21 protein-coding genes are annotated in these 26270 nt (G+C 49.1%); 11 read left to right on the forward strand and 10 right to left on the reverse strand.

The genetic code is table 11. The features are described 5' to 3' along the window. Positions 1-11: 11 nt before the first annotated feature. The 8 genes from RRY12_05115 to RRY12_05150 all read right to left on the reverse strand — a co-directional run bounded on the left by RRY12_05115 (position 12) and on the right by RRY12_05150 (position 10167). Positions 12-641, reverse strand: a complete 630-nt coding sequence (locus RRY12_05115; GenBank protein MEG2184034.1) for a corrinoid protein — start codon at positions 639-641, stop codon at positions 12-14. Positions 642-996: 355 nt separating this feature from the next. Further along, complete coding sequence (locus RRY12_05120) at positions 997-1791, reverse strand: hypothetical protein (GenBank protein MEG2184035.1); 795 nt, start codon at positions 1789-1791, stop codon at positions 997-999. After that, a complete protein-coding gene (locus RRY12_05125) occupies positions 1791-3404 on the reverse strand; it encodes an ASKHA domain-containing protein (GenBank protein ID MEG2184036.1) in 1614 nt (537 codons plus the stop codon). Before RRY12_05125 ends, RRY12_05120 begins: the two co-directional genes overlap by 1 nt. Beyond that, positions 3404-4753 (reverse strand): aminotransferase class III-fold pyridoxal phosphate-dependent enzyme, encoded by a 1350-nt coding sequence (locus tag RRY12_05130; protein ID MEG2184037.1) that lies wholly within the window; start codon positions 4751-4753, stop codon positions 3404-3406. Before RRY12_05130 ends, RRY12_05125 begins: the two co-directional genes overlap by 1 nt. A gap of 117 nt (positions 4754-4870) precedes the next feature. After that, the gene (nhaC, locus tag RRY12_05135; protein ID MEG2184038.1) at positions 4871-6430 is read right to left on the reverse strand and encodes a Na+/H+ antiporter NhaC; all 1560 of its coding nucleotides are present in this window, start codon (positions 6428-6430) and stop codon (positions 4871-4873) included. 215 nt (positions 6431-6645) lie between these two features. Then, positions 6646-8013 carry a uroporphyrinogen decarboxylase family protein gene (locus RRY12_05140; GenBank protein MEG2184039.1) on the reverse strand — a complete coding sequence of 456 codons (1368 nt, stop codon included), beginning with the start codon at positions 8011-8013 and terminating at the stop codon, positions 6646-6648. A 105-nt stretch (positions 8014-8118) separates the two neighbouring features. Beyond that, positions 8119-9510 carry a monomethylamine:corrinoid methyltransferase gene (locus RRY12_05145; protein ID MEG2184040.1) on the reverse strand — a complete coding sequence of 464 codons (1392 nt, stop codon included), beginning with the start codon at positions 9508-9510 and terminating at the stop codon, positions 8119-8121. A 27-nt stretch (positions 9511-9537) separates the two neighbouring features. Continuing rightward, positions 9538-10167, reverse strand: coding sequence for a corrinoid protein (locus tag RRY12_05150; GenBank protein MEG2184041.1), 630 nt, complete (start codon positions 10165-10167; stop codon positions 9538-9540). Between the two features lie 335 nt (positions 10168-10502). Between RRY12_05150 and RRY12_05155 the strand changes: the two genes are divergently transcribed. From RRY12_05155 to RRY12_05205, 11 genes are all read left to right on the forward strand, one after another. Next, complete coding sequence (locus tag RRY12_05155) at positions 10503-11141, forward strand: GntR family transcriptional regulator (GenBank protein ID MEG2184042.1); 639 nt, start codon at positions 10503-10505, stop codon at positions 11139-11141. Positions 11142-11550: 409 nt separating this feature from the next. After that, entirely contained in the window at positions 11551-12225 is a 675-nt protein-coding gene (locus tag RRY12_05160) for a GntR family transcriptional regulator (protein ID MEG2184043.1), read from the forward strand. 36 nt (positions 12226-12261) lie between these two features. After that, positions 12262-13716, forward strand: a complete 1455-nt coding sequence (locus tag RRY12_05165) for a trimethylamine methyltransferase family protein (protein ID MEG2184044.1) — start codon at positions 12262-12264, stop codon at positions 13714-13716. Positions 13717-13771: 55 nt separating this feature from the next. Further along, a complete protein-coding gene (locus RRY12_05170; protein MEG2184045.1) occupies positions 13772-15367 on the forward strand; it encodes a BCCT family transporter in 1596 nt (531 codons plus the stop codon). 240 nt (positions 15368-15607) lie between these two features. Then, positions 15608-18580, forward strand: coding sequence for a hypothetical protein (locus RRY12_05175; GenBank protein MEG2184046.1), 2973 nt, complete (start codon positions 15608-15610; stop codon positions 18578-18580). Further along, positions 18573-19574 carry a CobW family GTP-binding protein gene (locus RRY12_05180; protein MEG2184047.1) on the forward strand — a complete coding sequence of 334 codons (1002 nt, stop codon included), beginning with the start codon at positions 18573-18575 and terminating at the stop codon, positions 19572-19574. Before RRY12_05175 ends, RRY12_05180 begins: the two co-directional genes overlap by 8 nt. A 142-nt stretch (positions 19575-19716) precedes the next feature. Next, positions 19717-20094 (forward strand): PadR family transcriptional regulator, encoded by a 378-nt coding sequence (locus RRY12_05185; protein ID MEG2184048.1) that lies wholly within the window; start codon positions 19717-19719, stop codon positions 20092-20094. Positions 20095-20109: 15 nt separating this feature from the next. Beyond that, entirely contained in the window at positions 20110-20709 is a 600-nt protein-coding gene (locus RRY12_05190) for a DUF5714 domain-containing protein (GenBank protein MEG2184049.1), read from the forward strand. Continuing rightward, entirely contained in the window at positions 20706-21740 is a 1035-nt protein-coding gene (locus tag RRY12_05195; GenBank protein ID MEG2184050.1) for an ABC transporter substrate-binding protein, read from the forward strand. The genes RRY12_05190 and RRY12_05195 overlap by 4 nt, the downstream gene beginning before the upstream one ends. Further along, complete coding sequence (locus tag RRY12_05200) at positions 21721-22533, forward strand: ABC transporter ATP-binding protein (protein MEG2184051.1); 813 nt, start codon at positions 21721-21723, stop codon at positions 22531-22533. Before RRY12_05195 ends, RRY12_05200 begins: the two co-directional genes overlap by 20 nt. Beyond that, positions 22530-23432, forward strand: coding sequence for an ABC transporter permease subunit (locus tag RRY12_05205; GenBank protein ID MEG2184052.1), 903 nt, complete (start codon positions 22530-22532; stop codon positions 23430-23432). Before RRY12_05200 ends, RRY12_05205 begins: the two co-directional genes overlap by 4 nt. 74 nt (positions 23433-23506) lie before the next feature. Here the strand turns inward: RRY12_05205 and RRY12_05210 are convergent, their stop codons facing one another. Further along, positions 23507-24787 carry an amidohydrolase gene (locus tag RRY12_05210; protein ID MEG2184053.1) on the reverse strand — a complete coding sequence of 427 codons (1281 nt, stop codon included), beginning with the start codon at positions 24785-24787 and terminating at the stop codon, positions 23507-23509. Positions 24788-25057: 270 nt separating this feature from the next. After that, positions 25058-26233: an amidohydrolase gene (locus RRY12_05215; protein MEG2184054.1), complete on the reverse strand. Its 1176-nt coding sequence runs from the start codon at positions 26231-26233 to the stop codon at positions 25058-25060. Between the last annotated feature and the right edge of the window lie 37 nt (positions 26234-26270).

Below are 26270 nucleotides of genomic sequence, written 5' to 3' on the forward strand. Positions count from 1 at the left end.
AATTGAAAGCGTTAGCCAAGGATTTCTTTTAATTTCGCGGCACATTCAAAGGCGTCAAATGACCATACATCAGCGCCGATGCGTTTTGCCCATTCGATGGAAGTAGGAGCTCCGCCTACACAGACGAGATACTTGCCCTTATCTCCTGCTTCAGCAACCATCTTGATAAATTCTTCCTGCCCTGGCATCGTCGTTGTCATTAGAGCCGAAAGCCCGACGACATCCGCCTTTTCTTTCCGCGCTGCTTCCAGATAAGCAACTGGGTCAACGTCAGCTCCAAGATCAATAACTTCGAAGCCATTGGCCTGCAACACTATCCCTACAATGTTTTTACCTATGTCGTGATAGTCGCCCTTGACCGTACCGATGATGACTCTCTTCGCGGCTTTATCATCAGCATTGGCTATCAGATGTCCCTTAAGGACCTCCATTATTTGCATAAAGGCATCGCCAGCAATCATGAGGTCCGGCAGGAAAACTTCAAAGTTCTCAAATTTCTTACCAAGTATCCCCATCTCGTCCGTAAGCCCGTTCATAATATCTCGAGCCTCTGTGCCATCAGCAATAAGCTGTTTTACAAGCGTTACAGCCTCATCGCCCTCTCCGTCAACCATATACTGACGAACCGTTGTTATTGACATCACCACAAACCTCCCAGAATAAATATCAATTAAAACAGGTAGCATCAAAATAACTATCCTTAATAAAACAAGAATAATAAAGTGATATAAAATACGTGTAAAAAGGTAATAAATATGTGTTTTTATAAAATAAAAAAAGCATATAATAGAATTTCTTTTTTATTGCGCAGATAATTGAGTCAGAAGGGACAGTATGAGGCCATAACATCTTGCATAAATGATTTTATAAAGAAGGATAAAATCATAATCTGGTAAATAACTAAATTTTTCAGAAAATAAGTATGCTGCCGCATAACAGCGCAAATCGCCGCTCAGTTAAGGACTGAGCGGCGATTTGCGGATTGTCTTGGCGCGCTTATCTCTCGCTGCTTATTAAATTATCCGGCAGGCCTTTTTTGCTTTCCAGCATGTGACAGCCTCCAAGCTGGTAATAGAGACATTTTTTGCCGCTGCACGGATGGCACGGTTCTTCTCTTACTAGTACAGCGTTCTCGGCGGATCCCAGCGACAAGAAGGAGCATTGTGATTTTCGTGGGCGAAGCAGCGAATTTCCACTGGCAGAGACTCCTATCAAACGTTCCGTGTCGCCGACGCTGACTACTTTTTCCATCAGATCCTGTCGCATGCTTCCCATGCCGGGATAAAATTCTCCGTTGATGTAACGGTTCGCCGGAAGCGCTATTTTGGATTGTATCCATTCTATAAGCATAGCGTGCATCTCATAGAGCGCAATGGAGCCTGTGACATCAAGAAGGTAACCTGTCATTAGACTTCCGGTAGTGGACATTAGGGCGCTTCCAGATTGTTCTAGGGTGCCTCCTATGGTCCATACGGACATGACTATGCGGTCAACGCTCTCATTAACTTCCATGAAGCCTTTGCCAAATATATTTATGGCCTCGTCTTTTGTGAAAGAAAGTATCCTAGCGCTTGGGTTGAAGAGTTTTTCATACCCGTCTTGTTCCCAAAAGTTCATGAATTTGGAGAGGGATTTCTGGTGCTTCTCGCCTTTTTCCATGTAAAAATTTTCCAGGGCGTGCAAATCTACGTCCATGAGGCTGCTTTCATCCATTGTACAAAGGTCATTACCGTAGACTGACTGGCAGATTTTTATTTTCTTCAGTTTTTTTTCCATTTTATTCACAGCCATCAGAAGGTCATCGCTTTAATGAAGCGGTCCTGAAAATCTGAAAGGGAAGACAGTTCGATATACGACATTTTTGCCGCCGTCTTTTTTGTGCGCTCATAAAAATCAACGGAGGCAAGGGCCATTGAGGCGCCCAATCCCGACGTGTTACTGACTCCGCGGATTTTTGTACTGTCTACGTCTGGAATAAGCCCGACGCGGACTGCGCTTTCGATGTTGATATGATTGCCGAAGGCGCCAGCAAGGCAGACCTCGGAGACCTCCTCCGTTGTGATGCCGGCCTTTTCCAGCATTACCTCTACGCCGACCTTTACGGCGCTTACTGCAAGCTGTACCTCTCTTATGTCCTTTTGGGTAAGATAGACGGGGTTTTCCTCGTCGGTGAGGAGCAGCTGCACCATTCCGTTTTTATTGCGTCCCAGCCTGTCTTTAAAGCGGGTGTCCGTGCATTTTTCAGGATATTCAAAGCGGCCGCCTTTGTTGATGACGCCGGTATTGACCAAAAGGGCCACTGCGTCGATGAGTCCTGAGCCACAGAGTCCTGTGGGCGGGACATCCCCTATCGTCTCGCAGCAAAGCTGTCCATCTTTGAACGTGACCTTTTCTATCGCGCCTAGGCTCGCCCTCATGCCATATTGTATGCGCGCGCCTTCAAGGGCCGGCCCCGCGGCCGTAGCACAGCAGTATAGCGCCTGCGCGTTGCCGATGACTATCTCGTTATTTGTCCCTATATCGACTAGCAGCCTTATTTCATTTGAGGCGTCTATATCAAGCGCTGCGACTCCAGCTACTATGTCCGCTCCGACATAGCCCGCCACATTCGGCAGCATTTTGATAGTTCCGTTTTCGCTTATTTCTATGCCTATCTGAGACGCCTTAAAGGGCGGGTAAAGCGAAAAGGCTGGTGCATAGGGGCTCCTGCCGATGCTTTCGGGAGAGACGCCGACAAAGAGGTGTTCCATTACGGTGTTGGCTGCGATAACGATTTCTGTGACGGCGCAGCGTTTGATACCGTTTCTATGAACAAGCGTCCCAACTGCTTTATTCATATCGTCCGTTATAATTTTTTGTATGCGTTCAAGAGCGCCCTGTTCGGACGAAGAGTAGGCTATCCTTGAGATGACATCGTCGCCAAAGGTCACCTGAGGATTCAGAAATGAAATTTTGTCGGTCTCTTTATGTTCGTTAAGGTCATAGAGACAGCAGACTACCGTCGTTGTGCCAATGTCAACGGATATGCCGTAGCCTGCAGAGTCAGGCCTCCATTCGGAGATGCTCCCTGAAAAGCCCTCCAGTATGCGGTGGCCGTCTGACGCAGCTCTGTCTACTACATAGACTGTGCCGCTTTTTTGCACGGCAGAACAACAGGAGAGACGGATGCCGGCCTCAACCTCATCACTCGAAAAGAAGTTTTTCTCTGTCTCCGTTATTTGCCCAAGAATATCTTTGTCTTTGACCATGACGCGACATTTGCCGCACACCCCGGCTCCACCGCAGTGGCGGTCTATTTTTACACCGGCTGATGCCGCGACATCAAAGAGCATCCGGCCTTTTGGCGCTGTGGCCTCAATTCCGTCTGGAAGAAATTTTATTGTTACCTTTTCCGAAGATTCCATTATGACCATCCCTTTGCAAACTCGAGCACTTCGTCTCCTATAAGGCCGTTTCTGTAGTCGCTGATGGCCTCTGCTATTATTATAAGCCCTCTCTCGGCCTCCTCGTCGGAGATAACAAGCGGAGGCTGGATCCTCAGTACGTTGTCGCTGAGAAATGTCAGGATGAGGCCTCTCTGCCAGCAGCGATAGCAGATTTTTGCGCAGGCGTTCCTGTCAGGAGAACCGTCCGTCTTTATTATATCCTGACCGATGGTGAGTCCAAGCCCTCTGGTCTCTCCAAGTTCAGGGATGTCACGCTTCATCTCTTCAAGGCGCTCCATTATTTTTTGTCCCAGAAGACGGCTTCTTGCAATAAGTCCCTCATCTTCTATCACTTCTATGGTGGCAAGGGCGGCGCGGCAGCAAACGGCGTTTGCGGCAAGCGTGAAACAGTGTCCTGGGTCTGTCAGGGAATCGGCTATTTCTTCACGCATGATGATGGCGCTGAGCGGCATGCCCGACGCAAGAGATTTTGAAACGGCTATCATATCCGGCTCCACACCGAAATGTTCTATGGCAAACCATTTTCCGGTGCGTCCCATTCCCTGCTGTACTTCGTCTGAGACAAGCAGTATGCCGTGCCTGCGGCAAAGCTCGGCAAGCGCTTCCACATAGCGTTTCGCGGGAACGGCTATGCCGACGTCGCCTCCGATCGGCTCAAAGAGAACGGCCGCAACCTCTTCTGGAGGAAGATAAAGCGCGAAGGCGTGTTCTATCTCTTTCAGGCAGTGAAGCTGACACGTGTGCGGCTCTTCTTTCCACTGGCAGCGCGCGCACTGAGGGTAGGAAAAGTGGTGGAAACCAGGCAGCATGGGGCCGATGCCTCGCCTCATGCCAAGACATATTGCGGAAGCTGAAAGCGCTCCGTAGGTGCTGCCATGATAGGCGGTTTCAAATGAGATTATTTCACTGCGTCCCGTGAATTTTCTGGCAAATTTTACAGCTCCGTCAATGGAGTCCGAACCGGAAAGTCCATACGCGACCTTCTTAGTAAAGCCGCCTGGCGTGATATTGACAAGTTTTTCGGCAAGCTCTACCGCGGATTCTTCATACATATACCCGATGGTATAACAAAGCAGTTCATCCGCCTGTTTTTTTATTGCCTCTACAATTTTAGGATGGCATGTTCCTGTGTTAAGAGAGGCTGCACCGGCGGAGAAATCTATATATTGATTGCCATCAGCGTCTTTCAGCAGCGCGCCTGAACCGGACCGAACGGCAAAGGGATAGTACGGAGAACGTGAACACGGAGATATGACCTTCTTGTCGCGCGCAACTATCTCCAAAGAATGTTTGATGTTGGTGTACATATAGGCAGCCATCCTTTCAAATTTCAACAAGGGACGAAGATGATTTATATCTTCTCCGTCCCAGTTTGAATTTAAATATTTAAAACCTAGCGTGTATTTGTCTATCCAATCTCCGCGTTAGGCTGTTGCGTCGGCCTCCTCAGGTGGGAAGACCAAAGCTGTACGCTTCTCAATTTTGTCGGCCTTATCCTTGCCCCAATAATTCCCTATGCCAAGGTAGGAGATGATTATAGCAACGAACGGGTTTAGATAATTGAGGAAACAATACGGCGCGTACGAAAGGGTCGGAACGCCTAGGGCTCCAGATTGGAACGCTCCGCACCCAGTCCAGGGGACAAGGACCGCCGTCATAGTTCCACAGTCTTCCAACGTTCTGGAAAGCATCCTCGGAGAGAGCTCCGTTCTGGCGACGGCCGTTTTGAACATGCGGCCGGGAACCACTATCGCAAGGTACTGGTCACCGAGGAAGACGTTGCTGACGAAGCAGGAGGAGACGACAAGCGTTACGAAACCGCCGACTGTACGGACTCTGTAGAGCAGCGGGTTAAGAAGAACATCCAGATAATGGCAGCTTTCCATAACTCCGCCAAGAACAAGGGCGATCATGATAAGAGAAAGTGACCACATCATACTGTCCAGGCCGCCTCTGTTGAGGAGTTCCGTGACAAGAGAGCTGACTTCATGCGCCGCCTGCGGCGTGACGCCTGCTATGCCCAGTTCATTCATCAGTGCTGGCAGTCCCTCTGTGGCCGCCTCTGAGAGTTTTGTAGCTACCGTGGATTCGTAGCCGTAATGGATCGCGCCAAGGGCGTCCGCAAGGCTCTTTCCCTGAAGCATCGCAAGTCCTGAGGCCGCCGCAGTACCCGCTATCATGCTCGGGAGGGCCGGGCATTTCATGACGGCCAGAACCAGGACTATTATCGGAGGAACAGCTACATACAGCGGGTTGATGGAAAACTCGGCGGCGATTATTTTCTGGAATGCCTCTATGCGGCTTGCGTCGAAAGAAGACGCGGAATCGGTGGCGTATCCAAATCCCAGCACTATTGTAATAATCACCACGATTACGTAAGTTGGAATGGTGGTCCACATCATCGCCTGGATATGGTCAAAAAGATTTGAACCGGAAACGGCCGGGGCCAGATTGGTCGTATCCGAAAGGGGGGACATTTTATCTCCAAAGTATGCTCCAGAGATGATGACTCCGGCTGTAAGCGGAGCTGGGATGCCAAGACCGGCCGCTATGCCGATGAGAGCGACTCCGACCGTACCGCCTACGCCCCATGAAGACCCTGTTGCTACAGAAATTATCGAACAGATAATCAACGAAGCTGTCAGAAAAATGCCGGGAGAAAGGACATCAAATCCATAATAAATAAGCCCTGGCACGACTCCGGCCTGCACCCATGAACCTACAAGCATACCTATCGCTATAAGGATGAGCAGCGCTCCTATTGAGGACGATATCGCGTTGCAAATAGCAATCTCCATATCTTCCCAAGTAATACCTACAATAAATTTTCCGACGAGAGCCGCAACGGTTGCTGCGAGGGCGATGGGTACGTGTGCGTCCAATTTTAGTCCAAGAAGACCAAAACTGATTATTGCTGCGATGATGACAAAAGTTACCAAAGCAATTGCGAAACTGGGCCTTGTTTTGCTGTTACCGTGATCCATGATAATTCAACCCCTCTATTTAAATATGTTTCTGTGAAACCAATTAATTTAATGAGGCATAAAATATCTGAGATGTTTTGGTGCTGAAAGTGGTATTTAAAGTGACAGACAAAAAAGCATGATACATAACAAGGGAAGGCGGCTGCGTTCTTAAGACGCCTTCCCCCGTACTGCAACTGATACAGCCTGGTTCATATAACTATTGTGTTGGCTGGTTACATCCTTTTTTCGATTTCTTTAATAAGAGCGTCAGGAGTCGGCGTTATATTATCGAAAACGACTTCATTGTTTATCAAAAGAGTAGGCAGCGTCGCAACGCCAAGAGCCATTGTGCGTTTGATTCCTGCGGCGCTTTTGATGAGAGATTCTCTCCATACCAGCTTATCGCCGTAAATCGGCGCCACATTCTTAACTGCCTCGCACATGTACTGGCAGGGGGCACAGCCTTCTGAGTCAAGCGTTACTATTTCGATAAAGACCTTTCCAGGTTCGATCTTGACATCTTCAATGAGCTCGCCTGATTCTTCAGCCTGATTGAGGGCCTCTTCCAGAGACAGGAATCCTGAGGTCTTGAGCGGTTCTTCACCCTTCGCCATATAGTTTCCGATAGCTTCGAGATTGTAGAAGGGCGTGTCGTACGGAAGGTCGCATCCGGGAGAGAGTATGTAGCCTCTCTTGCCGCCGATCTCTACCCTCTTCTTGATATCTTCAACGCACTCAAGCGGGGACCCGAAAAGAAGCGTAGTGGTAAGCGGGATGTTGCCTTCAAACGCCACATGGTACTTATCGGCAAGATCCTTTACATGCTGAAGATCGACCTGCTCGTCAAACGCTATGGCGTCGGGCGCGCTCTTCATCATAAGTTCGATGTTCTTCGTAGCGTTACCGCAGCAGAAGAGGGTAACGATTCCGCCTTTACCATGCACTTCGTCAATGACGGGTTTTACATAGGGAGCGACAAAAGCCTCGAAATGTTTAGGGGCTATCTGGCTTGTCATGGGATCGACGACAGCTATTACATGAGCCCCGGTCTCCATGTACCATTCGCCCATGCGTCTTGTGATCTCAGCGCAGTATTTGAGGACTTTGTGCGCTTCGTCGGGTTTTTTCATCATATCCATAATGAAGGCGGAACCGCGCAGATGGAGCGCCAAAGTAAACGGACCACAGCAGAGGGCAAAAACGGCCTTCTCATCGCCTATTTTTTCCACAAGTTTTCTGGTAGCCGCAAAGAACATAGGCAGACGTCCCTTGTCCTTCGTAAACTCAGGAAGATCTTCCAGCGTCTTACCCTGTGAGAGAACATGTCCCGTCACTGCGGGTGGGTTATTTTTGCACCAGTTCAACGTGCAGCTAAGGACCTCGGCTTCGGCCTGAAGGTCGAACGCCGAACATACGCCGTCCGCGTTATAGCGCTCCGCGGCAGTCATTACAGCCTCGACCAGTACGTCTTCATCCTTAAGCAATATTTCTGCGTCTGAACCGATCAATTTTGCGACATGTACCCCTGTAAAGGGCACCCACGGGACTCTATCCACCTCTTCAAAACGTAGAGCTTTCAAAACTCTTTCTTTTCCGTTCATGAATTCACCCCATCCAATAATTTTTTAGTTACTGAAATTTGGCAGATATAAGAAAAGACCATGCAAAGAGACGACTCCTCCCTTTGCATGGATCTTCAGTTTATATTAATATGCGTACTCTACACCCAGCTTATTGAGTTCGTCTCTCATACGGTTGTACTGATCGAGGAACTCCTGACGCGGCGCAAGTTTCTCCATGTCGTACACTTCCTGTATCGTCTTGCCGTAGTTATCGATAGGAATAAGTTTCTCATACTTCTCCATAAGCTTCTGGCATATTTCATTTGCCTGAGCTCTTGTAAGACGCATCTTGAATGACGCTTCAGATGTCTCATGATAGAAACGTCCCTCAAGCGGGGTCGCCATGTCGGTGAACTTATTGCGGCAGGTGGCTGCGCCCCACGGATTTCCGCCGGAAGACTCTGTGGCGATCGCGTGGTTCGCGCATTCCCAGTAGAGCTGCTCTGTGGCGGGGCCGGCGTTTGCAAAGAGGTTGTTGAGGAAGATAAGGTTTGAATTGCGTGACATCGCCTGGCTCAGCACACTCTGGAGCCAGAGAAGTTCCCTTGTCGTCGTTGACTGCCACTTCAGATGGAAGGGGAAATTCAGTGCCCAGCATGAACCGTAGAGGCATGCGCCTTCGATGTTATAGGCCGTTTGGAGGATCAGTGTACCTTCAGTGCCGCCGGCATGGCCGCCGTAGATGGCTCCGCAAAGGTTGCCGAATACGTTGCCGTATGAACGGTAATGGAGGGACTTATTGAGCATCGCATTGTTGGTGGTCATTTCTGTAAGGATAGAGACCATGCGGCCGTCAAGGTGTGACTGACGTACTCCCCATTCTGGGTTTCCGGCTGCGATCTGAGCCTGCGCTGATTCCGCCGTACCAACAGAAACAGTCCAAACGTCAGGGCGTCCAACGAGGCGCTGCGCGTCTCTTAAGTTCATCGCATGTTCCATAGCGGCTGCAACTTCGGTCGGGCTCTGTGACGTAGCCTTGCGGCCCATGAAGTCTTCAAGCAGAGGTGCGCATAGACCGTCAAGAAGGGGTTCCTTCAGGTAAGCCATGCAGGCCTTCTTATGGATATCGGTGCTGAAGTTGGCGTCGGGGCTGAAGAGATGGAAGGGACGGCGCTCTTTATCTTCTATTCCGCGAACCTGGAGCCAACGCTGATCATGGCCTGCGCCGATCATGTACTTCGGGCGCTTTGTGTAAAGCACTTCGTTGACTTCGCGTTCTGTAAACTTCATTACGCGGTGGGTATCCTGGTTATAAACGCCAACGGAAACAAAGAAATCTTTTGCAGCTTCCCACACTCTGTCGGCCAGAGCGTCGTCGCAGTTAACTATTGTTTTGCCATCATATTTGATATCATGCTCTTTGATGACCCTCTTCATATTAGGAATGAAGCTCTTGATCATCCACTCGCTCTGATCTTTGTAGAAGGGGCCGTTATCAGCCTTTGCAAATACTTCCCACATTCTGAATGTTGACATTATTATTCCTCCGTTATCCTGTTTAAATTAGCCAAGAAGCTTTTTCAGTTTTGCCGCGCATTCAAACGCGTCAAATGACCACACATCGGCTCCGATACGCTCCGCCCATTCGACAGAGGTCGGCGCGCCGCCGACGCACACAAGGTATTTGCCATTATCGCCAGAGTCTTTGATCATTTTTATAAATTCTTCCTGTCCAGGCATTGTGGTTGTCATAAGAGCGGACAGTCCAACAACATCGGCCTTTTCTTTGCGCGCCGCGTCAAGGTAAGCGACGGGGTCTACGTCTGCACCAAGGTCGATGACGTTGAAGCCGTTTGCCTGAAGGACTATACCCACGATATTCTTACCGATGTCGTGATAGTCGCCCTTTACTGTACCAATGATGACTGTAGCAGCCTTCTTGTCGCCAGGGGCTGCAACAAGGTGCTCTTTGAGAACATCCATGATCTGCATGAACGCGTCGCCCGCGATCATAAGGTCGGGAAGGAAGACTTCAAAGTTTTCAAACTTCTTTCCAAGTTCTCCCATTTCATCTGTGAGACCGGTCATGATATCCTGTGCCGGTGTTCCCTTTGCGAGAAGCTCGTTGACGAGAGCTACCGCCGCGTCTCCTTCTCCGTCTACCATGTACTGCTGAATCTGAGCTATTGACATTAACAACTACCTCCATACGTTTAAATTTAAATTTTGAATCATTGATTTTCGCTAACAACATCAATTTATCATGTGGGGGTAAAATGAATGCAAAAGGAGCCTGGGATGCAATAGGTAAAAATTTTATCACCCGCAAATTGCCGTAATTTTTTTGCAGATAACATCCAAACAGCAGACAAGATTTTCAACATTCCAAGTAATTCCAAAGCCTCATCACCTGCGGTACCTCGCAAAATTAACAATTTATCGGACATAAGGCTATCCAGAAAACATTTTATTGTGTATCATATTTTCAAATGGAGATGAATTGAATGCAATCAGACCGAGGAAAAAGTATGGTAAATGATATTTATATATCACTAAAACAGGATATTCTCTGGCTTCGTTTAAAGCCAAAAACTATGCTGACCGAATCTCTGTTGGCGGATATTTACAAAACTAGCAAAACGCCTATACGCGAGGCACTTTCAATGCTCGTCAGGGACGAACTCGTCAGTATCTTTCCAAGAAAAGGATACATGGTAACGGACGTTTCTCTTACTGATATGCGTGACATGCATCAATACCGCTACATACTTGAAAATGCCAATCTGGTCTACGCGGTAAAGAACGCTACACAGGAACAGCTGGAGCATCTTGACGCGCTGGCAGAAAAAGATCGCTACTACACAGAAGAAGTACCCCATTTTTCAAAAGAGGCAATGTCAAACAACGCCTTTCATTTTTACCTTGCTGAAATGACTGGAAATAGAATATTGCTTAAACAGCTGACTGATACCCTTGAAAAACTCCAACGCATAATGTATTTTGTCGCAGAAAAAAACTATATGTTTAGAGGCTGCGAGGAGCATCATCAGCTGGTAAGACATATTGCAAACAAAGAATTAGAAAAAGCTCAGATAGTTCTGCACCATCACATAAGCGAAGTTCTGGAACACATCTCCCAGGCTCGCGCCATTTCTAAATTATTTTAATGCAGCATTCGTCATAATATGTCTATAAAGTAGTAGCGGCTCTTTTGCGCCTATGCCCATGTGATTTCGCGTGTTCCACGTAAGCGATGAAAGACCGCCGTTTGTCAGAAACAGCATATCAATGCCGCTTGCTTTCCCCACTACGTCATACATATTAATAAAAAAGCGCATGCATGAGTTCGGGGCGGCTTGCGCACTTTACTATTTTCTCCAAAACTCAAAATTGGTTAATTATTTAACGATTCAAACATAATCCACTTAATAATATCAACTATAACGCAAAAAATATTTCCGTATATACATAAATTCAAAAAGACACTTGCTTTATCTGAGATGTTTGCTAAGATATCTGTAATATATCATAAAGATATTAGTAAAATATTTGTAAGATTTCATGAGGTGACAGGCAATGACAAACAATCATGAGTCAATCTTATTCGAAGACATTTATCTTTCTCTTAAGCAGGATATTCTATGGCTCCGTCTTAAGCCCAGAGAATTTCTCACTGAATCATTTCTTGCAGAAAAATTTGAGACAAGCAAAACTCCAGTCAGACAGGCTTTGTTACGTCTTTCGTACGACGGCCTGGTAACTGTTTTTCCACGCAGGGGATATTGTGTCAGCGAAATCTCTCTGGATGATATTCAGGAGATGCATGAATATCGATACATCCTTGAAAACACCTGCCTTTTAAAAGCTATTGAAAGGATCCATGCGGATGAATTAGCTCATTTAGACAGTCTCTCGTACAAAGACAGACTTTACTACGAGAATGAACCCCCTCGTTTTGCAAAGAAGCCGGAAAAGGTTGAGCGGGACAGTCAATTCCATATTTATTTGGCCGAGCTTGGCGGCAACAGGATCATATACGAGCAGCTTGTAAAGACACTGGAAAAACTCCAGCGGCTTATGCTTTGCGCCGCAGAGGAAGAATACATGACAAAGGGACTGGACGAGCATCATCAACTTGTCCTTCTTATTCGTGACAAAAAAACAAAGGCGGCGCAGGAACTGCTACATCATCATATAAATGAAGTTTACGAACACTGCGCTGATTTAAATAATATCAATAAAATTTTTTAACGCACTAATCATAAACTTATCAAGGGGGCTATTTTCATGTACATCGGAAAAAGGTATTACAGCAAAGATTCATCTTATCAGGCATTTGGCGCGGATGAGGCGGCACAGGTGCATGCAGCAAGCTGCCGTGTTCTTCAAGAACAAGGAATGCTCCTGAAGCACGAAGAAGCAAGAGAATTGTTAAAGAAAGCTGGCGCAACAGTTGATGGGGAGAAGGTCTATCTGAGCGCCTCTCTCGTTGAGGACGCCTTAAAGCGGCTTCCGTCTCGCGTAACGCTCTTTGACAGAAACGGGGAACCTGCCATGTACCTTGAAGGCAGAAATGTTTATTACGGAAGCGGCTCAGACACAGTAAACCTTCTTGATTTTGAAAGCCGAGGAAGAAAGCTGTGGACAAAAAATGATGTCGAGAATGCGGTAAAAATCTGCGACTACCTCCCAAATATCGACTTTATTATGTCGATGGGAATTATGTCCGATATTCCATTCGAAATGAACACTCGAGAACAGTATCGCGCTATGATCAATAACTCCATCAAGCCGCATGTAGTGGTGGCCGATAACGCGGGCGACCTTGAAGACATTTTCAAAATGTATATTGCAGTAAGGGGAAGCGCAGAGGCGCTCAAGCACAAACCTTATGCGGTCGTCTACAACGAACCGACGTCGCCTCTGCTGCACTCGTATGAAGCTATTGACAAACTGATGCTCTGCGCAAGGTACAGCGTTCCAACGAACTACGCGGCGGGCAGCATGGCGGGCGCAACTACGCCGATATCAGCCGCCGGCACGGTGGTACTCAACAACGCTGAATGCCTTTTTGGCATGGTCATCCATCAGCTTGTCAATCCTGGAGCTCCCTTCGTTTACGGCTTCGGAAATTCACCAATGGATATGAGGACGCTCCAGTGTTGCTACGCGCTTCCACTAGCGATACAGATACAGAGCGGAATGTGCGCCATGGCGCATTACTATAATCTGCCCTGCTGGGGAGAGGCCGGCGACGGATGCTCAAAAATATGCGACGAACAGGCGGTCGAGGAAGCGACGCAGTTCATTCAGATGGCGGCGCTACAGGGATGCAATCTGACCCATGACGTAGGCTATCTGGATTTTGGCCTCAGCTATTCACTTGAACTGCTTCTTATCTCCGACGACATCATCGCAAGAACAAAAGAAGTGATGGCTGGCGTGGAGATCAGCGAGTCAACGCTCTCCGTTGATGAAATCAAGCAGGCCGGCTTCAACGGCAATTACCTAAGATGCGCTTCCACCAGAAAGGCTGCAAAAGAGGGTTGGCGCAGCGACCTCGGAGATTACATGACTTTTGACAACTGGTCCAAGGGCGGTTCCTTCTCTATGGGTGAGCGTGCCCATAAAAAGGTGCTGGAGATCGTAGCAGAATATAAGCCTCAGCCGCTTAGTGAATCTGTCGACGCTGAAATCGCTGCAATTATGGATTCAGGGTATAGAAACATCACTAAAAAGTAATTCTTACTTTATTTCTGCATGTATCATAGAAAGTTTGATAGAGGAGGAATATGAAATGAAGTCTATAAGGCCGTTTGCATTTTTTCCACCATTTATCCTGCTGATAATAGCCGCAATATTTAGTCTAGTCGCCGGTATGCAGAACGAAGCGCATACTGTCGAGGTAATGTCTAACATGTTCAACATGGCACTCGACAAGTTCGGCTGGCTTTACGCCTCCGCCGCGCTCGTCATTTGTCTTCTCACGATTTATCTTGCCTGTTCGCGCTACGGAGATATAAAATTCGGAGGCAACGACGCAAAGCCGGAGTTCACTTACTGGAACTGGTTTGCTATGACGCTCTGCGCTGGTATAGCGATAGGGATTGTATTCTGGGGAGTGGCTGAACCTATCATGCAGTTCCAAGATCCCCCGAAATCGTTTGGCATTGCGCCATTTTCTGAAGCCGCGGCACGTTTTTCGCTTGCACAGATTTTTCTTGAATGGACATTCACACCTTATGCGATGTACTGCGTATGCGGCATTTCCTGCGCTTATGCCTTCTACAATTTGAAGGAACCTAAGACAATCAGCTCCGCCTTCATTCCTATTTTTGGAGACAGGGTGCGCGGTAAAGGCGGAGAGATACTTGACGCTTTCATCATCTTCGCGCTTGTCGGTGGCGTTGTGACCTCCCTTGGCGAAGGCGTTCTGCAGGTTGCAAGCGGTCTGGACTCACAGTTTGGCATTCCGTCCTCAAGGTTGAGCTGGGGCATAATCTCGCTTATCATGGTAGTCATCTACACTATTTCCAGCTATACAGGCATCAACAAGGGAATACGCATCCTCAGCGATATCAACGGTAAACTCTTCTTTTTCCTGCTTGGCTTTGTGATGATAGTCGGACCTACTATTTTTAATATAAACATCGGCTTGGAAGCATTCGCAAGTTATATCGAGACATTTTTCAGCCGCCATCTTTTCTTGGCACCTGTCAGCGGAGATCCGTTTCCCCGTTACTGGACCCTATTCTTTTTCGCGATATGGTACGCATGGGCTCCAGTCACAGGCATGTTCTTGGCTAGGATGGCTTATGGACGCACTGTAAGAGAATTTGTGGTTATGAACATGCTCCTTCCAGCCGCATTCGGCGCTATATGGTTCACCTTCTTCGGAGGCACGGCCATGCACATGGAGATAGTACAAAAGTTGGGCATCGCAAAGATACTGAATGATTCAGGAGTAGAAGCGGCAATGTTCGCGTTCTTGAATTTCCTGCCGCTGGCAAAAATCATGGTACCTATCTTCTTCGTAGTCATCGTGCTCTCGTTTTCAACTGCGGCGGATTCAATGACCTCGACAGTAGCTCTTATGTGCACGAAGCAGGACGCGGTTCAGGAAGGTGAAGAGGCGCCCGCTCCTATAAAGCTGGCATGGGGCATTTTAATGGGGTTCATCGCATGGATCGTTATAACCTTCGCTAAGATAGACGGACTGAGGATGGTGGTAACGCTGGCTGCGGCGCCGGCGGCCTTAGTAGTTATCCTTCAGGCGGCATCTTCATATATAATGCTCAAGGGGCATTATAAAAATGAAGCGTCCGAGAAAGCGGCCTGCGCCACTGCAAAAAGCTCCCAGGTGATGGAAGCTCCTGTAAATTCCGCAAAGTAGCAATTTTCTGTCCAGCTGGACAAAGAAACTTAAGCGTAGCCCACGATTTTATCAAAAACCGTGGGCTATGCTTTTTGCATTTTTTTTAGCCTGCCTTTGTATACTATAGAGTATGGCAGTGTGAGATTGGATCGATACAAAATAAAGGCGCAAAATTTATGTTAAAATTCAGTGAAATTTGAGTAAAGTATTTGCGTTTTGTATAAGATAGAGCGCAAGTCTTTTTCATGGGGGATAAAAATGAAATACAAGGTTCGCTTTCTTGGCAACCCGGAACTGTTTATAGATGGCGCCCCTCACGTCTTTCCGTTCAGAAAGGCGCAGATATTCGCGCTGATACTTATAGAGGAGCAGAGCATCGCCCGCGACAAGGTCTGCGAATACCTCTGGGCCGACAAAACGATTGAAAAAGCACGCCGTAACTTAAGCAACGCCATGAGTTATATAAAAAAACAGCTTCCAGTCACGGTAAGTGCGGGCGGGGTCATCTCTTTGGACCACAAGATAAAAATCACAAGAGACATCGATTCTTTGAACCGCATCGACTCCCTTGAGTGGCCAGAAATCATTGAGCTGTGCCGTCCTTTTATGGATATGCCGGAACTTGACGACTGGGGGTCTTTTTGCGACTGGTTACTGCCTAAACGCCAGCATTATCATAACGTGCTGGTGCGAAACTTGAAAAAACGCGCTCAGACGCAGCTTGCCGGTTTTATGGAGAAAAGATTCGAGGACGCAGTGCTATGCTATGAGAAGCTGTCCGAGCTGGAACCTTACGACGAAAAGATCCATGGCGAATTAGTCAGGCTTTATATAAAGACAAATCAAAAAGTTAAAGCCGTGGACGCGGCCAGAGCTTTTTCCACGCGTATAGAAAGTGATTTTGGAATAACCGCGGATCTTTCGGATATCGCTCCCCTTATGAAGAGAAAAAAAGACTCCGAACCAGGCGCGGCGACGCCGAGTATTCTGGATGAGAGTCCTCTTGCCAGAAACGCCGAGATATTAAAGATGCTTGACTTTATTTCCAAATCTGGCGCGGCCGGTATTGCCTCATGCGCTCTGGTGTGGGGAGAACAGGGCATCGGTAAAACCGTTTTTATAAACGAGGTCTCTTCTTGCCTTGCCGGCCAAGGTTGGGAATGTTATACCATAGTGTGTTCCCAGGAAGAAAAAACTATGCCGCTTGCGCCTATCATGCGTTTTTTAAAAACGTTAAAGGTCTCTCCGTCACAGTTTGATAATTTGACCTCGCTGTCCGAGTTGAATTATTCCTGCATATCCGACATCATATACCGCAACGTATCCGAGACCGCCGACTCTTCGCGAAAACTTTTCATTATTGAAAATATACAATGGATGGACGACGCCTCATGGAAAATACTGGAATCTGTGATGTGCGACCATTCAGCGACACGCCATCTGATCATATCAGGCTTTGAGGAAATACGCTCCGCCTTCATACTCCGCACCACTTTAGCGGACGAGCCGTTTGAACAGCTTGAAATAACCTTGCGGCGGTTCAACCTGGAGGAGACAGAACGGATATGCCATGAGATGTCGCCTGACGTGGAATGGTCTAACGAGGATATCCACAGCATTTATATGCAGACCGAAGGCAATCCATTTTTTATAAAGGAGATCATCAAAAACAGAATAAACGGAACGACTGGAAGCGCTGTTCATTACAATAACACTTTCTTGTCGATAATTGAGCTGCTTGACGATGAAAGCCGGCTTTTCCTCGAAGCGATAGCCGTCTGTCCGGAATACGCCTCGATGCTTGAGCTTGCAAAAGTCCTTGATATGTCGCCGCTCCACGTCTCAAAGTTATATAACGACCTCCGGCTCCACGGGCTGCTTCGCGAACAAAAAGCCGAAAACGGCAATGTACTCTATTATTTTTCGCACGCAAAGATAAGGGAAGCGCTACTTGGCGGAATGTCCGCATCAAGAGAGACCGCGCTGCATATAAAGAACATAGAGGTCATGGAGAAATCCCTTGCCGTACTCCGGTACCGCCATAAAAAAATATGTTCGCGTCTTTTCTACCACTGCCACGAAGCCGGCTTTCTTGAAAAGGAGCTGGGATGGAGGGTTACGGAGCTTGGGCTTCATTTTATGGCGGTGCACGAGGTATTCCCTACGCTGGTCGACCAAGACCTCATGCATTATATCCCCACGGTTGAGGAAGTAAATTACACGCAGAACGCCCTCTCTGAATGCTGGAAGATAATGAACCATCTTATGCGCACCGAGGGCGGCAGCCCAGAACTCTTGCGCACAGAAAGAGACCTCTACATTTTACGAGGCGGGTATCTATGGTGGAGCGGAAAATATTCCGACGCCGAACAGATGCTGCGCGCCGCACTGCACAAGGCTATGACACTAGGAGACCCTGAGCCCATCATAAAGGCCGGCCTTCAAATATGCTTCCTCGCTATCCAAAGAGACGACGCAAGGATGCTGTCGCTTGCTTCCAGAAAGCTATACCGCTATGCAAAAAAAGAAAAGTTCAAACATTGGGAGGGCGTCTCGCTGCGTTTTATGGCAATAGCAAATATCCTTGCGGGGCGGCATGACGAAGTGGAGAGCTATCTGCTGAAATCCACGATGATATTTGAAAAACTTGAGGAGAGCGGACAGAACTATACAGTCTGCCTCATCGCCGCGGAACATTTCAGGGGAGACTGGAAACTCGCCGACGGAAAAATAGAAGCGGCGCTTGGATATTACGAAAATTGTGTGAACATAGGCGAGTCGGTGGCGCTCTTCCGGGGTCTTGGCCTCTCTTTGGCGAAGGCCGCTTTTTGCCTTATGCTTCTTGGCAATTACGAAGAGGCTGAAAAATATTTATTACGTATGGGAAAACTTTATAACATTATCCATTCAGACTGGGAGGACGGCCTTCAGGGCGGAGGCATCGCCTTCAGCCTAATGGGAGTGATTGACGCCAGAAAAAAAGACTGGTACCATAGCGGCATCTGTTTTTCTGTAGCCAAAAAACTTGTAAAAGAAACAAAACGCCCTATATGGCAGGCGCTGCTTTACTGGGCCAAGCTGGAACTTTTTAAAATCAAGGACGATATGCCGCAGGAGTTCGCAGAGGTGATTTTTACCCATCCAAAAGAATGGTACGAAAATCAACTGGGACGTCTGCGCAGTAAGGTCGGTTGGATCAGCAAGGATATGGAGGCCAAAAAATATGACTGAAAACAGCATGAAGAACAAATGCAAGGTATTTCTCCTGTCGGGATTTTTAGGAAGCGGCAAGACGACGCTGCTGCGCCATCTTATTGAAACATGCCCAAAAGATGACAGGGTGGCTGTGCTTATGAATGAATTTGGAAAGGCCGGAGTAGACGGAGACGTCATTCGCAAAAACGGGCTGGAGATAATAGAGATAAGCCGCGGCTCTATATTCTGCGCCTGCGCGAAGGGCGACTTCCTGCGCGGACTTTACACAATACTTACAGATTACAAACCTACACTGCTGCTCGTCGAGGCAAGCGGCGTAGCCGACACCACCGATATGAAAAAAGATTTAGCTCACGGTATGCTCCACGACTACTATCAGATGCAAGGCAATCTCTGCGTCATTGACGCAGAACATTTCGAAGACTGGCTCGACCTCTTCAACGCGGTCATACGCCAGACAGAAGCCGCTTCTCATATAATAATCAACAAGACGGACCTCATCTCAGAAGAGGAACTGCACAAACTCCGCGCGCACCTGAAAGAGATAAACGGCGCCGCAAAAATCACCGAAACTGCATTCGGACGCATCCCCTGGGACTTCCTATCGTCGGAAGACGAAAATGAAAAACTCTCCACTCCCCTCCCCGACATGGAAGCATGGGAGAGCTTCATAACGGACACGCTCAGCAATATGACGCCGCACATGGCCCCGCCGGACAGCTTGGCCTCGTTGTCGGCTTTCTGGGAGGGTGACCCTGAAAAATTCAAAGAGGCATTGACAAAGCTGCCGGCAGACATAGTACGCTCCAAGGGTTACTTTATCGACACCGACGGCAGGTGGAAGATATTCGACATCGTAGGAAACGGCAAACCTGTATATTCCGACGCTGACGAAAGCTTCGGCCAGCAACGCAACCTCGCCATCTTCATCCGCAGCAAGCGCGCGCGCAGAGAGATCCCGACGCTGCTTCAGGAACACGGATTAAAGCTTCTGGAACTTAGATTCTAGGCCGTATATGCCGTAACGGGCTAACGCGCGCAAGACTGTTTATATCTAAGGCGTTCATACAGGCATTGGAAAGAGCCCTTGACTCTTATGTTTGTTTACCCGTTATATTAGATATAGTCTAATAGGTGAGGAGGTCAAATAAATGAAAAAATGCGCCTGCAGAGGATCTTTTCTAGAACGCTTCATACAGCCCTCTATTCTTTTAATACTCAGGGACGAGCCGCTGCATGGCTTTTCTCTATTAAAAAAATTATACAAAAGCGACATCATGGACTACAGCAGCCTAGACCCCACCGGGCTATACAGGATGCTCAAAAAAATGGAAGAGGCTGGACTGCTGTCCTCGGAACTGGAAATGGAAAACGACACTCAGGGCCGCCGCATCTACCGGATAACGGAAGAGGGAGAAATCTGCCTCATCTTCTGGAAGGCGACGCTCCTTGACTATATGAACAAAATCAAAAAGCTGGCGGAGTCCATTCCTGATACAATGCGCGAAACAGATAAACAAAAACAATAAAGGAGCTCATAGCCGATGGCCTTAAGTTGTGAACGAAGTTTTGAGATAATAACAGAACGATGCGTGCGGTACTACAAAACAGAGGAGAGCGGTTCTATTTTAGAAATCGTCTTTGATGTTATGAACGACGTAAGCTTTCCAATGCACAATTTCGCGCACCACTACCTCGTCCCAGCCGTTCTGCTTTCATCGCTGTATATCGCGAAGAAAGAAAATGAAGAAAAATTCCAGAACGACTTGCATGAGGTCGAAAAGCGGGCAAAAAATGTGCTGCCGGCCTTCTGCGGTTTCTACGGCACCTGCGGCGCCGCGGTTGGATGCGGAATCTATATGAGCGTGGCTACGGGAACCACTCCGCTCTCAAAAGAGACATGGGGACTCTGCAACCGCGCGACTGCGGGCGCGCTCACTAGGATGGCGGAGCTCGGAGGCCCCAGATGCTGCAAAAGAAACACCTTCGCCGCTCTACAGTTTATGAAAAAGTACACGGCGGATAACCTTGGGTACGAGCTGGCTGTCCCGGAGACCATCACATGTGTGTACGGCAAATTCAATAATGAGTGCTTAAAAAATAATTGCCCATATTTTAATGAAGAAAAGGAAGAGACACGATGAAAAAAATTATTTTAAAACTGTTGACGCTCACTTTTATCATAATGGCGTCGGCTCCCTCCGCCATTGCCGCGCAGACGCTTACTGTAGGCAACACAGGCAGCAGCATAAAACCCGCGATGATCGTACTCGCGCAGCAAATGGGCTACTACAAAGACGAAGGCGTCGACGTCGAGATCAAACAGATATCAAACCTCAATGAGGGCATCGCCGCAGTACAGATGGGCAAGCTTGACATCCTGCCGCTTGGAGTCATTCCTTCTATGACCTTCATTGCAAAGGGAGCCGACCTCGTGGTCTACGGAGGCACCATCGCCGAGGGCAGTCAGGGCGTCACGCTCAAAGAGAACAAAGACAAATACAAAAACGTAAAAAACTTTAAGGGCAAAAAAATAGCGGTCCACAGGCCGGAGACGGGCCATATGATCATGAAGGCAAAAATGCGCGAGGCAGGACTTGACCTCAACAAAGATGTTGAGATAATCCAGCTTGACGGCTTTCAGTCAATAATTGAGGCGGTATCAAAAGGCGCGGCCGACATTGGTTTTGTAAACAGCGGTTTTGGCCTGATCGCAGAAAAAAAGGGGCTGGCCGTAGCCTTCAACGTCGGAAGCGCAGCCCCTAACGCCGTCTGCTGCAGGCAGACCACGTCACGGCAGAGCTACACCACAAAATTCGACGCGCTCGTAAAATTCCAGACGGCAAACCTCAGAGCCTACAAACTCCTGCAAGACGACCCGAAAACTGCGGTCAAAAAACTGATGGATTACTCCGGCCAGCCGGAGGATTACGTAAAATACTGCCTTTACGCAAACGTTATGGTAATAACGATGGACCCCGCGGCAAACCGAGTTAAGGATTTTTATGAAATCATGAGAAAGAACGGAGACCTTCCAAAAGGCGCGAAAAATGACATCTCAAAAAACATAGATACAAAAATATATCGCGCCGCGCTCGACGAAATGCTGAAACGTCATCCCAAAGAGGCCTGTTTCAAAAAGATGGACAAAGAATTTGCGGCAAACAACCTCTAGCTCTGTCGTGGAAGCAAGATACGCAATAGAGACTCGCGGGCTCTCCTTCAGCTACAACACGGAGAGCCCCACGATCAACGACCTGTCGCTCTCTGTGCGCCAAGGCGAGTTCGTCTGCATTTTAGGACACAGCGGCTGCGGCAAGAGCACGCTGCTAGGCCTATTGATGGGACTTCTGAAACCGGCCTCCGGCTCTATTTCGATAAACGGCGAAAAAATGCTCGGGCCGACGACGGATAGAACCATCGTCTTTCAAGACTATTCATTATTTCCATGGATGACGGTACGTAAAAATGTTATTTTCGGAATAAAACACTCTCAGAGTATGCGTAAAAAAGAGGCGGCGGAGCTGGCGGATAAGTATCTTGATCAGGTGGGGTTATTTGAAGAAAAGGATAAATACCCGCATCAGCTCTCCGGCGGGATGCGCCAGCGTACAGCCATCGCCCGTTCGCTTGCGATGGACTCCCCCATCTGGCTCTTTGACGAACCGTTCAGCGCGCTAGACCCGCAAATGCGTAAATCGCTGCAAAAACTTGTAGTGGACGTTGCAAAAAAAGAAGCCCTCCGCACAGTTCTCTTTGTGACGCACAATGTGGATGAGGCTGTGACGCTGGGCGAAAGGATACTATTTATGACTGGAGGCGCCATCTATGAAGATATTCGCGTCTCGCTGCCCTACCCAAGAGAAAAAGAGGATATGGCGTTAACCCCGGAATATTTTACGATTACAAACAGGCTGGCGAAGCTTTTCTACGAAACGCGCGGCAGACAGGGGGAGCAGAAAATATGAAACGCTCTGTTTTCATCACACAGTTTTTTTGCGCGGCGCTTACGGCGCTTCTGCTCTTCAATCACGGAGCGTCGCTTGCGGATATCAGAATTTTCCTTGCCGCCGCCGTTCTCATAGAAGCCGTCTACATTGTCCAATTATTAAGAAATCCGGCCAAATCAACGGCTTTTTCGGCGATCACCTCTTTGGTGATAATACTTCTTATTACATGGGAAGCCGCGGCCGTCAATCTCAAAATAGCAAATCCTATTTTGCTGCCGCCGCCCGGCGACGTCTTTCAGGTATTTGAAGACTGCAGGGCTCTTATGCTGAGAGGCATTTTTTCCTCGCTGGCCCTGCTTGGTTTCAGCATCTCCATCGCGCTGACCTCAAGCGTCATCTTGGGACTTGTGGTGAGCAGGTTCCAGTTTCTCAGGGACATGATCCTCCCCATTGCCAAGGTGCTGAGCCCTATACCGCCCATAATCTACAGCCCTTACGCCGTTGCTGTGATGCCAACATTCCGCAGCGCGGCGGCGCTCATAATAATACTAGGCATATTCTGGCCCACGCTCATGGGGATAATAAACAGGGCTTCGTCAATAGACAGACATATCACCGACTCGGCGCTCGCCATGGGACTATCCCATTCGGAGATGATCTTTTGCGTGATACTTCCATACATATTGCCAGGCATCATCTCAGGGCTGCACATAACATTGTCGACATCCTTCCTTCTGCTCACCATGGCGGAAATGACGGGAGCGGCAAGCGGCCTCGGCTACTTCATAAAAAATTACTCGGACTACGCCAACTATACGAACGTCATTGCGGGCATAATTCTAATCGGTATCGTTGTAAGCCTCCTGAATCTGCTCTTGAGCTCCGCCGAAAAAAAATTCATTCGCTGGAAAGAATAAAAATAACGTCACCGCCGATAGCTGGAAAACCAGCGGAAAAACTTTGCCATGCGCTTTCGTTTTTCCGCTGTTTTTTATTTTTGGCCGCCTGCCAGGGTGAGTGCGGCTTTTTTTAGGACATCCACCGCGATGGGCATCGAGGCTTCGTCTATGTCAAACAGAGCGTTGTGATGACCGGCTGGGTTTGAGGAGCCTACGCCAATATAGGTGGCCTGGCCGCCGCGTTCGCGCACGCGGTTTATCAGCCAGCAGGCGTCGTCGCTTCCGCCGCTTGTGCGTTCATCGTTTACAGCGGTTACGCCCTCTGTATCACGCGCGGCCTCCGCTATCAGCCGCGCAAGCTCCGGGGTGCATTCGGCGCACGGCGCCTCGCCCATTTTTTCCACGGAATATTCGCAGCCGTACATGGCGACAGCTCCGCAAAGCACCTGCTGCGCGCGGCCCCACATATAATCGGCTATCTCTTTTGTTTCACCGCGCGTCTCCACCTTCATATAGGCGGAGGGAGGAATGACGTTGCGGCCTTCGCCTGCGTTGAGCACTCCCACGTTGAGCCGCGTACTGCCTTCCGAATGCGGCGCTATGGCGTGCAGAGCAAGAGCGGCTGAGGCTGCGGCAAGCAGAGCGTTTCTGCCAAGCTCCGGTTCGCCGCCAGCGTGGGCGCCGAAGCCCTTGATATGTACGTCAAATTTTGTCGTGCAGAGCATCCCGCGCGTTGCTCCAAAGACGACGCCGGTCGGCAGTCCCAGCCCAAGGTGCATCGCGATGAAATAGTCCGCGTCGTCGACAAGGCCGGCACGCATCACCGCATAGCCGCCGCGCACGCCCTCTTCCGCCGGCTGGAAGATCAGTTTGACGCGGCCCGTGAGCCTTTCCTTTTCCTCGACCAGCAGTTTTGCCAGCACGACGCCGATGGCCGCGTGTCCGTCGTGGCCGCAGGCGTGCATCGAGCCTTTGTTTACGGAGGCGAAGCCTTCGCGCGCTGGCCGGTGGTTTTCGTCTTCCGCCTCCGTTACGTCCACGGCGTCGATATCGAAGCGAAAGGCGACTACCGGCCCAGGGCGCCCCGTATCAAGCTCCGCGCAAAGTCCTGTGAAGTCGCCTGTCTTTTTTACAAACTCTGGATCCGCACCCTGAAGCACCGCGCGCGCGCGTTCCTTTTCCGCGTCGATCTTTCGCCCCATGACGTCCTCCGGATGGATGAAGCTGCCGCCGAAGTCGATTTTTAGCCCAAGGCCGTCAAGCGCCTCCGCAATTTTTGCAGTAGTCCGGAATTCCGCCCAGCCGCTTTCCGCATATTTATGAAAATCGCGGCGGTAGGCGCAAAGCTGTGAAAAAACCTCTTCTTTTGTCATTTTATGATTTGCCTCCGGTCTTTCTATAGTCAGCAAGGCCCGCGAAGCCTGCTGGCTTGCGAAAAATCATCGCCTTCTACTTCCACATGTCATTTTTGATATCTAAAAAGATCTGTATACGCATAAAAATATTTTATCACACCGGCACACGGGCGCGCCTCGTCTCTTTCGGGAACTCCCGTGACACAAGTACAGAGGCCTCGCAAAACGCGAGGCCTCTGTACTTGTGTCGGTCGTCTTATTTTTGACGCGCTGCGCACCTGGGGCGCGTTATTTCAGGAAGTCCTCCACGATTGAAACGAACACTGCGCTTCCGCTTGAGAAGACGTCTTCGTCCACGTCGAACTTCGGATTATGGTGCGGCACGTCGGTTCCTTTTTCAGCGTTGACGGAGCTTAAGAACATGAACGCGCCGGGCTTTTCTTTGAGATAGTAGGCGAAGTCTTCGCCTCCCATGTTCGGCTGCGGCAGCGATGTTTTTACATTCTTTCCGCCGAGCACGCGGGTCGCGGCGGAGGCCGCAAGAGATGCCATCGCGTCGTCGTTGACCACGGGGGGCGCGCCCCAGTCCATCATGTAGTCGCAGCCGCCGCGGAAGGTCTTCGCTGTGTTTTCGGCAACTTCGCCTATCCTGCGCGCCATGTACTGGCGCACCTTTTCGTCAAAGGCGCGGATGGTGCCCTCAATGACGACTTCGTTTGGGATGACGTTGTAGGCGAAGCCGCCGTTGATTTTGCCGATGGTGAGCACGGCGGGCGTCGCGCCCGCTATCTCGCGGGCTATTATTTCCTGTAGTCCGATGACGATGTGAGAAGCGATGTTGATCGGGTCTACGCCCTTTTCCGGCACGGAACCGTGGCAGCCACATCCCTTCGCCGTGATGACGAAGCGGTCAAACGAAGCCATGACGCAGCCAGGGACTACGACGAGCGTTCCGCTTGGGATCTCCGTTCCAAGGATGGAGCCGATGTGCAGGCCAAATACCGCGTCTACCCCATCCATCGCGCCTTCGCTTATAGCGACCTGCGCGCCTTTTGATATTTCCTCCGCCGTCTGGAAGAGGAACTTTACATTGCCTTTAAGCTCGCCCTTGTGCGAATTTAGGACTTTCAGCGCGCCAAGCAGCATTGCTGCGTGCGTATCGTGCCCGCAGGCGTGCATCCGGCCTTCATGTTTTGAGGCAAAAGAAAGCCCCGTATCCTCCGTGATGGGGAGCGCGTCGATGTCCGCGCGCAGCAATATAGTCTTTCCGGGAAGACCGCCCTTTATCATTCCGATGATGCCCGAATCCATCTTGTTTTTTGTATATGGGACGCCGAGACGGTCAAGTTCGTCGCAGATGTACTGCTGCGTCTTCGGAAGTTCTTTGCCCAGCTCCGGGATCTGATGAAGATCACGGCGGAGTTTTGTGATATAACTCTGTTCGTTCATGCATTCCTGCCACATAATAAAAGCCTCCCTGATAGATTTACCAAGCCCGCAG

Source organism: Cloacibacillus sp., assembly GCA_036655895.1.
Taxonomy (GTDB): Bacteria; Synergistota; Synergistia; order Synergistales; family Synergistaceae; genus JAVVPF01.

Coding starts and splice junctions, on each gene's coding strand:
- RRY12_05175 (MEG2184046.1), top strand. CDS start 15,608: ATGAAATACAAGGTTCGCTTTCTTGGCAACCCGGAACTGTTTATAGAT.
- RRY12_05115 (MEG2184034.1), bottom strand. CDS start 641: ATGTCAATAACAACGGTTCGTCAGTATATGGTTGACGGAGAGGGCGAT.
- nhaC (MEG2184038.1), bottom strand. CDS start 6,430: ATGGATCACGGTAACAGCAAAACAAGGCCCAGTTTCGCAATTGCTTTG.
- RRY12_05150 (MEG2184041.1), bottom strand. CDS start 10,167: ATGTCAATAGCTCAGATTCAGCAGTACATGGTAGACGGAGAAGGAGAC.
- RRY12_05120 (MEG2184035.1), bottom strand. CDS start 1,791: ATGGCTGTGAATAAAATGGAAAAAAAACTGAAGAAAATAAAAATCTGC.
- RRY12_05145 (MEG2184040.1), bottom strand. CDS start 9,510: ATGTCAACATTCAGAATGTGGGAAGTATTTGCAAAGGCTGATAACGGC.
- RRY12_05170 (MEG2184045.1), top strand. CDS start 13,772: ATGAAGTCTATAAGGCCGTTTGCATTTTTTCCACCATTTATCCTGCTG.
- RRY12_05160 (MEG2184043.1), top strand. CDS start 11,551: ATGACAAACAATCATGAGTCAATCTTATTCGAAGACATTTATCTTTCT.
- RRY12_05210 (MEG2184053.1), bottom strand. CDS start 24,787: ATGACAAAAGAAGAGGTTTTTTCACAGCTTTGCGCCTACCGCCGCGAT.
- RRY12_05185 (MEG2184048.1), top strand. CDS start 19,717: ATGAAAAAATGCGCCTGCAGAGGATCTTTTCTAGAACGCTTCATACAG.
- RRY12_05180 (MEG2184047.1), top strand. CDS start 18,573: ATGACTGAAAACAGCATGAAGAACAAATGCAAGGTATTTCTCCTGTCG.
- RRY12_05155 (MEG2184042.1), top strand. CDS start 10,503: ATGGTAAATGATATTTATATATCACTAAAACAGGATATTCTCTGGCTT.
- RRY12_05190 (MEG2184049.1), top strand. CDS start 20,110: ATGGCCTTAAGTTGTGAACGAAGTTTTGAGATAATAACAGAACGATGC.
- RRY12_05195 (MEG2184050.1), top strand. CDS start 20,706: ATGAAAAAAATTATTTTAAAACTGTTGACGCTCACTTTTATCATAATG.
- RRY12_05205 (MEG2184052.1), top strand. CDS start 22,530: ATGAAACGCTCTGTTTTCATCACACAGTTTTTTTGCGCGGCGCTTACG.
- RRY12_05130 (MEG2184037.1), bottom strand. CDS start 4,753: ATGTACACCAACATCAAACATTCTTTGGAGATAGTTGCGCGCGACAAG.
- RRY12_05215 (MEG2184054.1), bottom strand. CDS start 26,233: ATGTGGCAGGAATGCATGAACGAACAGAGTTATATCACAAAACTCCGC.
- RRY12_05165 (MEG2184044.1), top strand. CDS start 12,262: ATGTACATCGGAAAAAGGTATTACAGCAAAGATTCATCTTATCAGGCA.
- RRY12_05125 (MEG2184036.1), bottom strand. CDS start 3,404: ATGGAATCTTCGGAAAAGGTAACAATAAAATTTCTTCCAGACGGAATT.
- RRY12_05140 (MEG2184039.1), bottom strand. CDS start 8,013: ATGAACGGAAAAGAAAGAGTTTTGAAAGCTCTACGTTTTGAAGAGGTG.